This window comes from Streptomyces sp. NPDC029674, assembly GCF_044903205.1.
GTDB lineage: Bacteria > Actinomycetota > Actinomycetes > Streptomycetales > Streptomycetaceae > Streptomyces.
Genome location: NZ_JBJDPY010000015.1, coordinates 35428 through 49057, shown reverse-complemented (window position 1 = coordinate 49057; position 13630 = coordinate 35428). Strand labels below are relative to the sequence as shown.

The 13630-nt window shown below is 74.6% G+C and carries 13 protein-coding genes; all 13 read right to left on the bottom strand.

Annotated elements, in window-relative coordinates; genetic code table 11:
• Positions 1 to 3: 3 nt before the first annotated feature.
• Positions 4 to 1011, bottom strand: coding sequence for a glycosyltransferase family 9 protein (locus tag ACI2L3_RS30710; protein WP_404755650.1), 1008 nt, complete (start codon positions 1009 to 1011; stop codon positions 4 to 6).
• Entirely contained in the window at positions 1008 to 2426 is a 1419-nt protein-coding gene (gene rfaE2, locus ACI2L3_RS30705; RefSeq protein WP_404755649.1) for a D-glycero-beta-D-manno-heptose 1-phosphate adenylyltransferase, read from the bottom strand. The genes ACI2L3_RS30710 and rfaE2 overlap by 4 nt, the downstream gene beginning before the upstream one ends.
• A complete protein-coding gene (locus ACI2L3_RS30700) occupies positions 2423 to 3073 on the bottom strand; it encodes an SIS domain-containing protein (RefSeq protein WP_404755648.1) in 651 nt (216 codons plus the stop codon). The genes rfaE2 and ACI2L3_RS30700 overlap by 4 nt, the downstream gene beginning before the upstream one ends.
• A gap of 147 nt (positions 3074 to 3220) precedes the next feature.
• On the bottom strand, positions 3221 to 4504 hold the full coding sequence (locus ACI2L3_RS30695; protein WP_404755647.1) for a glycosyltransferase: 1284 nt from the start codon (positions 4502 to 4504) through the stop codon (positions 3221 to 3223).
• Positions 4501 to 5466, bottom strand: a complete 966-nt coding sequence (locus ACI2L3_RS30690; RefSeq protein WP_404755646.1) for a glycosyltransferase — start codon at positions 5464 to 5466, stop codon at positions 4501 to 4503. The genes ACI2L3_RS30695 and ACI2L3_RS30690 overlap by 4 nt, the downstream gene beginning before the upstream one ends.
• Positions 5463 to 6599 (bottom strand): glycosyltransferase family 9 protein, encoded by a 1137-nt coding sequence (locus ACI2L3_RS30685; protein ID WP_404755645.1) that lies wholly within the window; start codon positions 6597 to 6599, stop codon positions 5463 to 5465. Before ACI2L3_RS30685 ends, ACI2L3_RS30690 begins: the two co-directional genes overlap by 4 nt.
• Positions 6596 to 7258, bottom strand: a complete 663-nt coding sequence (locus ACI2L3_RS30680) for an HAD-IIIA family hydrolase (RefSeq protein WP_404755644.1) — start codon at positions 7256 to 7258, stop codon at positions 6596 to 6598. The genes ACI2L3_RS30685 and ACI2L3_RS30680 overlap by 4 nt, the downstream gene beginning before the upstream one ends.
• Complete coding sequence (locus ACI2L3_RS30675) at positions 7255 to 8349, bottom strand: glycosyltransferase family 2 protein (RefSeq protein WP_404755643.1); 1095 nt, start codon at positions 8347 to 8349, stop codon at positions 7255 to 7257. Before ACI2L3_RS30675 ends, ACI2L3_RS30680 begins: the two co-directional genes overlap by 4 nt.
• Entirely contained in the window at positions 8349 to 10010 is a 1662-nt protein-coding gene (locus ACI2L3_RS30670) for a carbamoyltransferase (protein ID WP_404755642.1), read from the bottom strand. Before ACI2L3_RS30670 ends, ACI2L3_RS30675 begins: the two co-directional genes overlap by 1 nt.
• A 162-nt stretch (positions 10011 to 10172) precedes the next feature.
• A complete protein-coding gene (locus tag ACI2L3_RS30665) occupies positions 10173 to 11135 on the bottom strand; it encodes an NAD-dependent epimerase/dehydratase family protein (RefSeq protein WP_404755641.1) in 963 nt (320 codons plus the stop codon).
• Between the two features lie 300 nt (positions 11136 to 11435).
• Positions 11436 to 11852 carry a CBS domain-containing protein gene (locus ACI2L3_RS30660; protein ID WP_404755640.1) on the bottom strand — a complete coding sequence of 139 codons (417 nt, stop codon included), beginning with the start codon at positions 11850 to 11852 and terminating at the stop codon, positions 11436 to 11438.
• A 111-nt stretch (positions 11853 to 11963) separates the two neighbouring features.
• Positions 11964 to 12311: a DUF6479 family protein gene (locus ACI2L3_RS30655; RefSeq protein WP_404755639.1), complete on the bottom strand. Its 348-nt coding sequence runs from the start codon at positions 12309 to 12311 to the stop codon at positions 11964 to 11966.
• Between the two features lie 93 nt (positions 12312 to 12404).
• Positions 12405 to 13607, bottom strand: coding sequence for a metallophosphoesterase (locus ACI2L3_RS30650; protein WP_404755638.1), 1203 nt, complete (start codon positions 13605 to 13607; stop codon positions 12405 to 12407).
• Between the last annotated feature and the right edge of the window lie 23 nt (positions 13608 to 13630).

Here is a 13630-nt window from a genome sequence, read left to right as displayed (position 1 = left end):
CCGTCATCCGGGCGTTGCCCCCGCGGCCTGCGGGAGGTGCGGCTGCGGCAGATCCGCCACCGCCGCGAGGACCTCACCGGGTGTGATCCGCAGCAGCCGCTCGTCCGGCTCGCGGCCGTGGGCGTCGCCCGGGCGAGCCGCGTCGTCGGCGTCCGGATGCCACAGCACCCGGTGGCGGGCGTCCGCCGGTGGGCCCCACAGCCGGGGCGCCACCGGGCCGAAGAGGACGACCGAGGGGGTGCCGAGTGCCGTTGCCAGGTGGGCCAGGCCGGTGTCGCCGACGATGACGCAGCGGGCGTGCGCCACGAGCGCCGTCAGCCGGTCGAAAGGGACGTCCACGACGCCGCCGAGGACGGCGTCCGCGGGCAGTCCCGCCTCCGCCGCCACGTACCGGCCGGTCGCCTCCTCCCCCGCCCCCGCGGTCACCACGACCTGGTGACCGCGGGCGGCCAGCTCCCGTGCCACGGCGGCGAACCGCTCCGGGGGCCAGCACCGGGCGCCCGCGTCGGCGCCCGGGTGGACGACGACCGCGCCGGGTGCCGGTGAGGGCGTCGCCGGGACCGGGATGCGGACGTCCGTGGGGTCCGCGTCGATGCCGTACCAGGAGAGCAGCCGGCACCAACGGTCCCGCTCGTGCTCGTCCTCCCGCCACGCCGGGCCCTCGATGTCGGGGGTGTCCGGGTGGGCGTACGCGAGGAGCCGCCCGGGTCGCAGCCGTTGGAGCAGCAGGTGGCTCGGCGGGCCGTTGCCGTGCAGGTCCACCGCGAGATCGGGCGGCGGGCCCGTCCACGGCAGCTCGGCCGGCACCTCGCGGCCCGCGGCCGACGCGGGCAGCAGCCGGTCGACCAGGCCTGTCGCGAGGGCGGGCCCGGTCAGCCGCTCGGGTGCGGCCAGCACGATCTCGTGGGACGGCAGCCGCCGCCGCAGGGCGCGCAGCGCCGGTACGACGGTCAGCAGGTCCCCGAGTCCCAGGGCGCGCAGCACCAGTACAGTCTCTTCGGGCACGGTCAAGGGCACCTCTCGGCCGGGGGTTCGAGCGGACCTCTCGGTGTCGCGGCAGCCGCGGCCCTGCGGGCCAGCAGCGTGGTCGAGCGGCCGTCGAGGTACGGCAGGACGACGGCCTGTCCGCCCCACGCGCGCAGGGTCTCCGCCTCGGGCAGATCCTGGACCGAGTAGTCGCCGCCCTTGACCCACACGTCGGGCCGAAGCTTGTCGAGCAGCCCCTGCGGGGTGTCCTCCTCGAAGACGGCCACGGCGTCGACGCTGCCGAGCGCCTCGAGGACGCGGACGCGGTCCGCCTCCCTGTTGAGCGGGCGGCCGGGGCCCTTGCGGCGGGTGATCGAGGCGTCGGAGTTGAGGCAGACGATCAGGCAGTCGCCGATGCGCCGGGCGCTCTCCAGCAGACCGACGTGGCCGGCGTGCAGCAGGTCGAAGCAGCCGCCGGTCGCCACCACCATGCCGCCGCGCGCCCGCACCTGCTCGGCGAGGGCGAACGCGTCGGTACGCGGCTCGTCCTCCGCACGGCTCGCGTCCGCCGTGCGCCACAGGCCTGGGTTGGTAGCGCCGCCCGCCGCGACGAAGGCGGCGGCCTCGGCCACGGCCCGTTGCAGGGCCTCCTCCGGGAGCGCCCCGTCGGCGAGGGCCGCGGCCGTGGCGGCGGCGAAGCAGTCACCGGCGCCGCACGGGTCGCCGCTCGCGCGGTACGGCGCCGGGATGAGCATCGGCGTACCGGAGCCGGGCCGGGTGAGGAGGACGCCGCGCTCGCCCATGGTCACGGCGACCCCGGCGGCCTGCCAGCGGTCGGCCAGCTCCGCGCCCCGCCCGGCGTACGCGCGCAGTGTCTCGTCGTCGCCGGGGCACAGCGCGCGGGTCTCCGCGGCGTTCGGGGTGACGAGCCGCGCGCCCGGTACGGGGCTGTCGCCCTTGGGGTGCGGGTCCCACACCAGCGGGGTGCGGGGGGTGACGGCCGCCAGGTGTTCGCGTACGGCGCTCGCGGTGTGCCTGCCGTAGTCCGCGACGAGGACGGCGTGGGCCCCGGCCAGCGCGTCGCGCACCGCGGCGTCGGGTTCGCCGGGTGTGCCGCCGCCCCGGTCGAAGCGCACGAGCGGCCGGCCGGACGCGAGGACGCGTGTCTTCACCGGCAGGGTGCCGTTCAGCGGCAGCTCAACCAGCTTGACCCGGCCGCTGAGTTCACGGCGTACGGCCTCGCTCGCGGGGTCGTCGCCGAGTGCGGTCACCAGGGTCACGTCGCGGCCGCCGCGTGCCGCGAGCGCGGCGGCGAGGCCCGCGCCGCCGGGGTGCCGCCGGTCGGCGGTGACGTCGACCACCGGGGCGGGGGCGTCCGGCGAGAGCCGGGTGGCGACGCCTTCGATGTCCTCGTCGAGCAGGACGTCCCCGACGACGACGAGCGGCTTCGGCGCGGTCACGAGACGTTCCCGTTGACGGGGACCACGTCGCGGGGCGCGATGCGGCCCGCGGTGGCCACGACGGGTTCGGAGAGCGCCGCGTCGAAGGCCTCGCACAGCAGGTGGACAGCGACGAGGTGGGCTTCCTGCACGGTCGCCGTGGTGTCGCCGTCGATGTACAGGACTTCGTCGGCGGCCTCGCCCACCGGGTTCGGTCCCGGCCCGGTGAGCGCCCAGACGCGGAGTCCGGCGGCCCGGCCCGCGACCGCCGCCGTGATCAGGTTGGCGCTGCGGCCCGAGGTGGAGAGCAGGACCAGGATGTCGCCGGGGCGGCCGTGGGCGGAGACCTGGCGGGCGAAGACGTGGTCGAAGCCGTAGTCGTTGCCGATGGCGGTCATGCTGGACGTCTCGGCGTGCAGGGAGATGGCGGAGTACGCGGGCCGTTCCTGCCGGTAGCGGCCCACGAGTTCGGCGGTCAGGTGCTGGGCCTGGGCGGCGCTGCCGCCGTTGCCCGCGGCGAGCAGCCGGCTTCCGGCGGGCAGGGCCGTGGCGAGCCGGCCGCCCCAGTCCGTGAGCCGGCCGAGGCCGTCCCGGCGCAGCCGGCCGAGCGCTTGCTCCAGTGACCGGCAGTGCAACTGCGCGGCGTCGAGTGCGGGGGATTCGCTCATGCTGGTCGGGCGTACGGCGTCACGGAGGACGACGCTGCCCGCACCTCCTTCGGGTGTCGGTGCTTCACGATCGGCCGGCGGGAGCCGGCGGCGGTCGGGAGCGCCCGCGGTGACCTGGGCGGGTCACCGGGCTGTCCGGTGCGTGGCTCACACCGCTCCGACCCCCGTCGCGAGGGGCTTGGCGTCGAGGACTTGGCAGTAGGCCGCCTCGGTGGCGGCCGCGACCTGGCCCCAGCCGTACCGGCGCAGGATCCTGCGACGGCCCGCCTCGCCGCTGGCCTCGCGCAGCGCGGGGTCGGCGAGGAGTTCGGCGACGGCGCGGGCCAGCGCCTCCGGGTCCCGGGGCGGCACGAGGCGGCCGGTGGCCGGGTCGGCGACCGTGTCGAGCTGCCCGCCGACGGCGCTGGCGACGACCGGTCTGCCGCACGCCATCGCCTCCAGCGGCACGATGCCGAACGGCTCGTAGTCCGCGGGGCACAGCACGACGTCGGCCGCGCGCAGCAGTGGCGGCACGTCGGCGCTCGGTACGCCGCCGGTGAAGCGGACCCGGTCGGCGACGCCCGCCTCGCGGGCGAGCTTGCGCAGCCTGCGGACCTCGGGGTCCTCGGCGAGGCGGTCGGCGGACGGGCCGCCGACCACGACGAGCTCGGTCTCGGGCAGCCGGGCCAGTGCGGCGATGGAGACCGCGGCGCCCTTGCGCGGCACGAGGCGGCCCAGCTGGAGCACCTGGTGCCGGTGGGCGCCGCGCTCGGCGACCGGGCCGCGGGGGGTGAACAGCTCGGTGTCGACGCCGCACGGCACGATGCCGACCTTGGACGCGGGGACGCCCATCCTGCCCAGTTCGGCGACCTCGTCGCGGCAGGTGGCGATGATCCGGTCGCAGCCGAGGCCCACCTCGGTCTCCAGGGCGATCCGCTTCGGCGGGCTGGGGTCGGCGAGCTGCTGGTGGCGTCGCTTCACCGTGCCGAGGGCGTGATACGTGTGCAGCAGGGGCAGGCCGAGTTCGCGCGTGGCCCGCAGCGAGGCGAGGCCGGACATCCAGAAGTGCGAGTGCACCAGGTCGGGCGGCCGGCCGCGCCAGATGCGCGCCAGGTAGCGGCCGAACTCCGCCATGTGGGGCAGGAGTTCGTCCTTGGCTATCTGCTCGGGCGGGCCGGCGGGCACGTGGTGCACCTGGACCCCGGCGCGCAGCGCGACGCGTTCGGGCAGGTCGGGTGAGTCACGCCGGGTGTAGACGGTCACCCGGTGGCCGCGGTCGGCGAGCGCGCCGGCGAGGCAGGCCACGTGCACGTTCTGGCCGCCCGCGTCGACGCCGCCGAGGGCGGCGAGCGGACTCGCGTGTTCCGAGACGAGCGCGATCGACAGCACGCCGGGGCCGCCGGGTTCGGCGCCGAGGGCGCCGGAGTCGAAGGGGCCGATGGTCGAGGTCATGAGATCGCCTCCGTCAGCACGCGCTCCCAGTCGTCGAGGAAGCGCTTGAGTCCGTACCTTTCGAGAGCGGCCTGGCGTGCGCGTGCACCGTCCTCGGCCGCGGCCTCGGGTTCTTCCAGGTAGTGCCGGGCGGCTCGCGCCAGCACCTCTGGACGGGTGGAGAGCGTGCCGGTGCCGGGCGGGATGGCCTCCACCGCCTCCGTGGTGGCCAGTGCCACGACCGGCATGCCCAGGTGCATGGCCTCCAGCAGGGAGAGGCCGAGGGACGTCCAGCGCACCGGGTGCAGATACAGGCGGCGCTCGGCGAGCGCCGTGTGCAGTTCGCGCTGGGGCAGGTCGGCGGTGCGGCAGCGGTCCTCGGGGAGGCCGAGGTGTTCGGCGAGTCCCTCGGTCCGCATGCCGAAGACGTCCAGCGGCGCGGCCTCGCTCAGGTCGGCGAGGAGGTCCGTGCCGGTGTAACGGCCGCGGCGCACCGGTTCGTTGACGACCACGGCGGCCCGTGCGAGGCGGCCGGTGTACTGGTGCCCCGGGTCGACGATGCCGTGCTCGATCACTTCGGTGCGCGTGCTGCCGTTGTCCCAGAACAGCCGGTTGAAGTGCGTGACGTGGACGAGTGTCAGGTCGTCGCGGTCGGCGCACGGGTGCCGGGTGTTCGGAACGTCGCCGTCCGGTGCGTTGTGTTCCAGGTAGACGGCGGGCACGTCACGCCCTGGGCGCCGGCCGCCGAGCCAGCGTTCGGCCAGCTCCGGTTCGTGCGGCCGCTGGAAGAGGACGAGGTCCACCTCGGCGTCGCGCAGCTCTTCGGGCGTGACCTCGCGCACCGAGTCGGGCCAGGAGAAGGTCCTGGCCCGGCCGAGGCCGTCGGGGCCGCGGTCCGGTGTGACGGGAACGAGGTAGGTGTGGGGGCCCTGCACGAACGAGGTCGTCCAGGAGCCGTGCACGTGCCACAGCAGGATGTTCATACGGTCGCTCCTCGTTCGGTCACCGGTCGCGGAGGCGTCCGGTGGACGGTGGTGCGGTCGGCGTCGGCGATGTCGGCGGTCCGGGCGTCATCGGCGGTGAGGGTGTCCACGGCGGCCAGCACCTCGGCGTCGCCGACGCCGTCGAGGCAGGGGTGGCCGGGCACCGGGCAGGTCCGCGCCCTGCTGTCCGCGCACCGCTCTCGCTGGTCGCCGAGCAGGATGTGCCGGACGCCGTACGGGCCCCACCGCTCGGCCGGCACCACCGGCGCGAAGAGGCTGACGACGGGGGTGCCCACGGCGGCGGCGAGGTGCCCGGGGCCGGTGTTGCCGACCACCGCCACCCGCGCCGCCGCGAGCACGCCCGCCAGGTGCCGCAGGTCGGTCGCGCCGCCGAGGTCGAGGGCGTGCCGCCCGGCGACCCGCGCGGTCAGTTCGCGCTCTCCCGGCCCGCCGGTGACCACGACCCGGTGTCCGGCGGCGGCGAGGGCGGCGGCGGCGCGCCGTGCCCGGTCGGGGCTCCAGGCGCGGGCGGGCACGGCGGCTCCGGGGTGGAGCACGACGTAGGGCTCGGTACCGGTGAGGGAGGTGGTGTCGGGCGGTGTCGTCACGCGCAGCGCCCCGTCGTCGCCGGGCGGCAGCGTGAAGCCGGCGGCTTCGGCGAGGTCGAGGGCGGCCCTGGCCTCGTGGCGGTGGGGCAGCCGGTGGTGGCGCAGGTCGAGGAGGGCGCCGGGGTAGTCCTCGCTGTCGGCGGCCGTCCAGGCGACTCCGGCGAGCTTCAGGAGCAGGGCGACGGGCAGCGGGCTCTGGTGGTACGAGACGAGGATCAGGGCCCGGTCGAAGCGGCCGGCCGTCAGGGCGTTGAGGACCTGGCGCGTCGCCTCGCGCGACACCTGCGCGGGCTCGAGGCCGACCCAGGGCGCGTCGTACACCAGCACGTCGTCCACGCCGGGCAGCAGCTTGCCGGCCTGGACGCCCTGCGGTCCGCAGAGCAGCGCGGTGTACGAGGAGCCGGCCGCGACGGCACGCACGGCGGGCCCGGCGAGGAGTACGTCGCCCGCGCTGTCGAGACGTACGACGAGGGTGCGCGGAAGGGACGGGCTGTCGGTGTGCTGAAGCGGCGGGGTGTGGGTCATCGTCGCTCCCCCTCCCCCGCGCCTGTCCCGGGCGCGCAGACGGCCGCCGCGGGGCGGGCCCCGCTCCGCGGGCCGAGGACCAGCCGGACCGCGGTGAGCAGATCGGGGGCCACGGTGTCGGCCGCCTCGATCTCCTCGGCGCGGGTGACCGGGGTGGGGACCAGGACGCCGCGGGCTCCGGCGGCCCGTGCGGCGTCCATGTCGGCGCCGATGTCGCCGATGACGGCGGCGCGGCCGGCCGGCACGCCGAGCCGCTCGCACGCGGCAAGGACCAGGCCGGGCGCCGGTTTGCGGCAGCCGCAGCCGTCGCCGGGGCCGTGCGGACAGATCGCCCAGACGGCGAACGGGCCGAGCAGTTCCTCGACGCGCCGCCGCACCGCGTCGACCTGTTCCCGGGTCAGCAGGCCGCGGGCGACGCCCGACTGGTTGCTCACGACGCCGACCGGGACGCCCGCCGCCCGTACGGCGTCGACGGCGGCGCGTGCGGTCGGTGTGAGCCGCACCAGCGCGGGGTCGCCGTTGTAGGGGACGTCCTCGACGAGGGTGCCGTCGCGGTCGAAGAGGACCGCCGCGGGGGCGTCGCGGTCATGGTCGTACGCCGCGCGGGGGCCGTCGGTCAGCCAGGGCTCGCGCGGGGTTTCCGGAGGGCGCCGGCTCATCGGCGCACCCGTTCCTCGTGGGCGGGCCGGACGGGCGGGGGCGAGCCGTGGCCGGTCCCGGCCGGATGCGGAGCGAGCTGTTCCACGTCTCGGTGCACGACCTGGCCACGCAGCCAGTGCCAGACGGCGGCGGGCGGGATGAGCACGCTGGTGAGCGCCATGGCGGTGACTTCCGCCCGGTTCCGCGGTCCGGGCAGGATCCGGGCGAGGGCGAACTCGGTGGTGCCCGCCAGCCAGCCTGCGGCGCAGACGGCGGCGGCGCCGGGCCTGCGGAGGGCGGCGCAGGCGAGGGTTCCGACGGCCGCCGCGGTCACCGCGACGTGGCGGGGCAGCCGGCCGCGCGGCGCGGCGGCGCGGGTCCACCAGTCGGGTCCGTGCAGCCGGGTCATGAGGACGTCGTCGGCGTTGCCCGCCTGGACGCGCACCGACACCCAGCGGTCGGCGGGGCGTACCGGGTGTGCCGTGGTGCGCGTCCCCGCGTCCACCGTCCAGCCGGCGGCGAGCACCCGCAGCGCGAGGTCGGCGTCCTCCCGGAAGGCGCGCCGGAACCGTTCGTCGAAGCCGCCGACGGCCTCCAGCGCCTCGCGGCGGTAGGCCATGTCGGCGGTGATCCACCGGGCGGTGGCGAGTCCGGCGGTGTTGCGTTCCCAGTCGGTGGGCCTGCGGTCCTCGGGGAGCGGCACGTCGATGCGGGCGGTGACCGCCGCGTCGCGCGGGGCGGCCGCGCCGAGGTCGAGGGCGAGGTCGTCGCCCCAGGCCGGTCCGGGGACGACGTCGTCGTCGAGGAAGACGATCCACGGCACGCGGCCGGCCGCCCGCCAGCCGGTGTTGCGTGCCGCGGCGGGGCCGCGGGCCGGGCCCTTCACGACGGTGGTGACGGAGCGCAGGGCGGCCGGGATCTCGGCGGGCAGCGGTGTCGTGCCGTCCGGTCCCTTCCGGTCGTCGACGAGGATCACCCGGGCCGGTGCGGGGCCTCCGGCGCCGGCGAGCGCGCGCAGGGTCACGTTCAGGCTCGGCCGCCCGAGGGTGGGGATGACCACGGCGTACGTGGTGTCGGGGGTGTTCCCGTTCCGCTTCTCGTCCGCGGCCATCAGGCATCGCCGCCTTCGGAGGTGCGGAAGAGGTCCTGTCGGCGGATCGCGTACGGGCCGATGGCCAGCAGGTCGACGGGCGAGGAGCCGAAGCACTCCAGTGCGTCGCGCGGGTCGTCCACCATGGGCCGGCCGGCCGTGTTCAGGCTGGTGTTGACCACGACGGGCAGTCCGGTGAGCTTCTCGAACTCGCCGAGCATGCGGGCGACGAGGGGCTCCTGCGCCGGGTCCACGGTCTGGATGCGGGCCGTTCCGTCGACGTGGACGACGGCGGGAATCCGGTCGCGCCAGGGTTCCGCGACATCGTGCACGAAGAGCATGTACGGGCTGGGCATCGGCCCGTCGAAGATCTCCGGGGCGCGGTCGGCGAGGACCATGGGGGCGACGGGGCGGAACTGTTCGCGGCCCTTGACGTCGTTGAGCCGTTCCAGGTTGCCCGCGTGCCCGGGGTGGGCCATGAGGGAGCGGTGGCCGAGCGCGCGGGGTCCGTACTCGGACCGGCCCTGGAACCAGGCGACGATCCGGTTCTCCGCCAGGGCCTGCGCGACGGTCGCGGCGATGTCGGCGGGCCGCTCGAAGGTCACGGCGGCCGTCTTCAGCCAGGCGCCGAGTTCGGCGTCCGACCAGTCGCGGCCCAGGTCGGCGCCGGCCATGGGCTCCGTCTTGACGCCCTCGCCCGCGGTGAGCAGCAGCGCGCCGCCCAGTGCAGTGCCCGCGTCACCGGCCGCGGGCTGCACCCACACCTGGGAGAAGGGGCCTTCGCGGGCGATCCGGGAGTTGGCGACGCAGTTCAGCGCGACACCGCCGGCGAGCGTGAGCACGCTGTGGTGCGTCTTGCCGTGCAGCCAGCGCGCCAGGTCGAGCAGGGTCTCCTCGAGGACGGCCTGGGCGCTGGCGGCCACGTCGGCGTGGTCCTGGGTCCACGGTTCGTCCGCGCCGCGCGGCGGGCACAGCTCGTGCCATGGCACGGCGCTGGCGCGGAACCCTCCGTCGCCGGTCGGGTACACGTGTTTGCGCAGCTCCGGGAGCATGCGCGGGGTGCCGTGGGAGGCGAGGGCCATCACCTTGAACTCGTCGGAGGAGCGCAGGAATCCGAGGTGTTCGGTGAGCTCTTCGTAGACGAGGCCGAGGGAGTGCGGCAGGTCCTGGGCGTACAGCGGTTCCAGCTTCTCGCGGACGCGTCGTGCGGCGAGGTGCGAGGCTCGTTCACCGCGGCCGTCGAGTACCAGGACCGAGGAGTCCTCCGCGTCCGGCGCGGCGAAGGCGCTCGACGCGGCGTGGGCCATGTGGTGCGGTACGAAGCGGACGATGCCCGGATCGAGGCCAGGCAACGCGGTCTTGAGGAAGTTCGGGGCCTCGCGGGCGTAGGTCTGCCGCAGGTGGTCCCAGGGGTCGTCGAGGCCCATGGACTCGGCGGGCCTGGCGAGTTCGGGGTCGTAGGAGTAGGCGACCGCGTCGAGGTCCTCGGGCCGTAGGCCGGCCCTGCGCAGGCACCAGGCGGCGGCCTGCTCGGGCAGTTCCCAGGCCGAGAAGGGCAGCGGCCGCTTGCCGTGTTTACGCCGGGAGAATCGCTCCTCCTCGGCGGCGGCGACGGTCTTGCCGTCGATCACGAGGGCGGCGGCGGGGTCGTGGAAGAGGGCGTTGATTCCGAGGACGCGCATGGGAGATCCGAGATTCTGTCGGCGTTCCTTGGCACGTGTCCGGATCCGCGGTCGGCGGCGGGTGAGCGCGTGCGCGACGGCGGTACGGGGAACATGACCAAGCTGGGTCTGGGCAGGCAGGTTTCCCGCGGCGGGCGGCGGTGTGGCGGCGCCGCCCGGCGATCAGTGGTCCGCGGTGGCGCGGAACCAGTCGATGGTGCGCCGCAGGCCTTCCTCGGCGGCGACTTCCGGCTCCCACCCGAGCTTGTCGCGGGCCAGGGTGATGTCCGGGCAGCGCACGGCCGGGTCGTCGGTCGGCCGGTCGATGAAGCGGATCTCCGAGCGGGAGCCGGTGAGTTCGATGATCAGGCGTGCCAGCTCGAGCATCGTGATCTCGGTGGGGTTGCCGATGTTGACCGGGCCGCGCATGCCGTGGGCGGCCGCCGCGAGGATGCCGCGGACGGTGTCGTCGACGTAGCACAGCGAGCGGGTCTGGTTTCCGTCGCCGGTGACGGTCAGCGGCTCGCCGTCGAGCGCCTGCCGGACGAAGGTCGGCACCGCCCGGCCGTCGTGGCCGCGCATCCGGGGGCCGTAGGTGTTGAAGAGCCGCACGATGCCGGTGTCGGTGCCCTCGGCGTCGGCGTGGGCGGTGGTCAGGGCCTCACCGAAGCGCTTCGCCTCGTCGTACACGCTGCGCGGTCCGACCGGGTTGACGTTGCCCCAGTACCGCTCGTCCTGCGGGTTCTGCTGCGGGTCTCCGTAGACCTCCGAGGTGGACGCGAGCACGAAGCGGGCGTCGGACCGGTGCGCCAGTTCCAGGGCGTTGCGGGTGCCGAGACTGCCCGTGTCCAGGGTGTGCAGGGGGAGCCGCAGATAGTCGGCGGGCGACGCCGGGGAGGCGAAGTGGAGGACGAGGTCGGTCGGCCGCTCCACGGTGAGGCCTTCGGAGACGTTCGCCTGTATGAGCCGGAACCCGGGCCGGTCGAGGAGCGGTGTCAGGTTCTCGGGCCGTCCGGTACTGAAGTCGTCCACGCAGGTCACAGCGGTGCCCGCGGCCAGCAGGGCGGCGCAGAGATGCGAACCGACGAAGCCTCCGCCGCCGGTGACGACGGCGTGCTCCCACTTTCCTGACAGAGCTGTGGTCATCCAACACTCCTCCGTGCGCGGGGGACGGCGTATCCGATGCGGTGCCGACCGCCGGTCGTCGACGGCTTTCAGGGCCGTCGATTTCTCGATCAGCCTCTGTCACCCGAGCGCGGACGGCTCGGTGGTGTACGGCATACGGGTGACTTGAGCACCCTGAGCCACTGGTTTCCCAGCCGTTGTGGACTCAAGCCCCAAAAGATTGCAAAACAGACGGAACGCACGCCTTGGATCACGCGAAATGCCCGCCACACCCCGGTATGGCGGGGGCACGGCGGGCATCGGGAACGCGGGGCCCGGCGGTCAGTCGGAGGACAGTGCTTCGAGGAGCTGTCCCACGGACGGGTCGGGCAGGCTGCGGGCCACGTCGGCCTGCGCGACGACGCCGACGAGGTCGTGGCCGTCGATCACCGGCAGCCTGCGGACCTTGTGGGACGTCATGGTCCGCATGATTTCGTCGGCGCCGTCGTCCGCGCCGATGGTGACGGCCTCGCCCTGGGCGAGCTCGCCGGCCTTGGTGTTGGCCGGGTCCTTGCCCTGGCCGAGGACCTTCACGACGATGTCGCGGTCCGTGAGCATGCCCTTGAGCCGGTTGTCGGTGCCGCAGATGGGCAGCGCGCCGACGCCGAGCTCGGTCATCTTCTGGGCGGCGAGCAGGACGCTTTCTTCGGCGCCGATGCACTCCGCGCCGCCGGTCATGATGTCTCTGGCGCTGGTCATGTCACTCCGTGGGTCGGTCCGCTGAGGGGCAGACCTATGGGTTCCCGGGAGCGCCACGGGGTGTATCGCCGCCGTACGGGTCTATTTCCGGCCTCGGCCGTGGCGGCCGCCTCAGCTTCCGAGGCCGCCGCTGCCGAAGCTGCCGCCGCTGCCCTTCTTGTGGTCGTCCGGATCCTGCGAGGGGCTGGGATGCGTGCCGGACTTGCCGTATCCGTCGTTGAGCTCGTGCGGCGTGAGACGGCCGCCGTCCTTCGGCATCTCGTCCGGCTCGCGGTACTCCCGTTCTTCTCGCACGGGTCCGTCGTACGGCCGTTTCGGCTGCTCCTCGGGGCTCGGGGTGCGCGTCTCGCGCGCCTGGGCACGCCGGCCCCAGAAGAAGGCGGCCAGGAGCACGCCGGCCACGACGATGCCGGCGACCCACATCAGCAGGGCCACGGTGTGCGGGACAGCCAGTTCCATTGGTTCCATATAAGGGATGTACCCGCCCCGCCCGAAAAATAGCTTAAATCGCCCTTTTGCGGCTTCTGCTCCGCGCCGTCTCCCCCGCGCCTTCTACCCTGCGGGTGCGGCGGTACGCGTGCGGTGGGCGAGGCGGGCCCTGCGCGTGGCTACGTCGACGGTGTACGCCTCGACGGTCATCGCCCGCTCGGACACCTTCAGCACCATGAAGCCGTGCTCGGAGAAGTTCTGCCAGGTCGCCGGATGGTTGAAGTGGGCCCTTCCGTCGCCGGCCTTTCCGGCGGCGCCGCACACGATCTGCCGGGTGCCGCGCGTGCGGGCGGTGGGCTCCAGGATCTGCAGGGTGTGGTCGTGCCCCGACAGGATCAGGTCGGCGCTGCCGCACACCACCTCCTCGTACAGCTCCTTGAGGTGGATGCCGCTGGTGTAGTGGCCGATCACGAAGCCGTCGTACGAGCCGGCGCTGCCGTGCTTGCCGTTGTTCAGGTACGGGTGGTGGCCGAGCACGATCTTCCAGCGGGCCCGCGAGGCCTTGAGGGCGCCGTCCAGCCATGCGCGCTGCTCGCGCATGTAGGGGCCGTTCCACCGGTAGTGCGGGTCGAGCTGGGTGACGTACGAGGAGACGGGGTTGGTGTCGATGGCGAAGAACTCCACCACCGGGTCGCCCTCGGGGGCCGCGGCGGGCAGCGCGACGTTGTAGTAGCGGCTCGGCATGTACCAGCGGGGCGAGCTCCGGGCGTAGGCGACCTCCCGATCACCGCGCGACGGGTCGCCGCCGCTGCCCGGTATCAGACCGGAGCAGTCGTGGTTGCCGAGGACCATCAGCCACGGCATGTCCACCCCGGAGTTGGGGTCCTCGAACTTGGTGCGGAACTCCGAGTCGTCGGCGGATTCGGGGCCGTTCTCGTAGATGTTGTCGCCGAGGCCGACCGCGAGGCCGATGCCTTCGGCGCGGCACACCTCACGGGCCGCGGCGGCCACCGCGTGCTGGGCCTCCTCCCCCGTCCCGGCGTCGCCGGTCAGGAGCACCGCGTACTCCCCGGCCCTGTTCGGGGCGGTCGGCAGGGGGAACTTGCCGGTGCGGGCGGCCGCCGCCGCGGGGCTCTGCGCCCCGCCCGGCAGGACGGTCAGCGCCGCCGCTCCCGCCACCACACCGCCCAGCACGGTCCGGCGGCGCGGCGCCCGCATCTCCCGCACCCGCTCCCCCACCGGCCCCTCGGCGAGCGCCGGATCGGCCCGCAGCCACTGGTCCTCGGTCAGGTCCGCACTCGGTGGTATCAACTCGTCGTCGCACATGGAGGGTTTCTCTCACGGCAGCG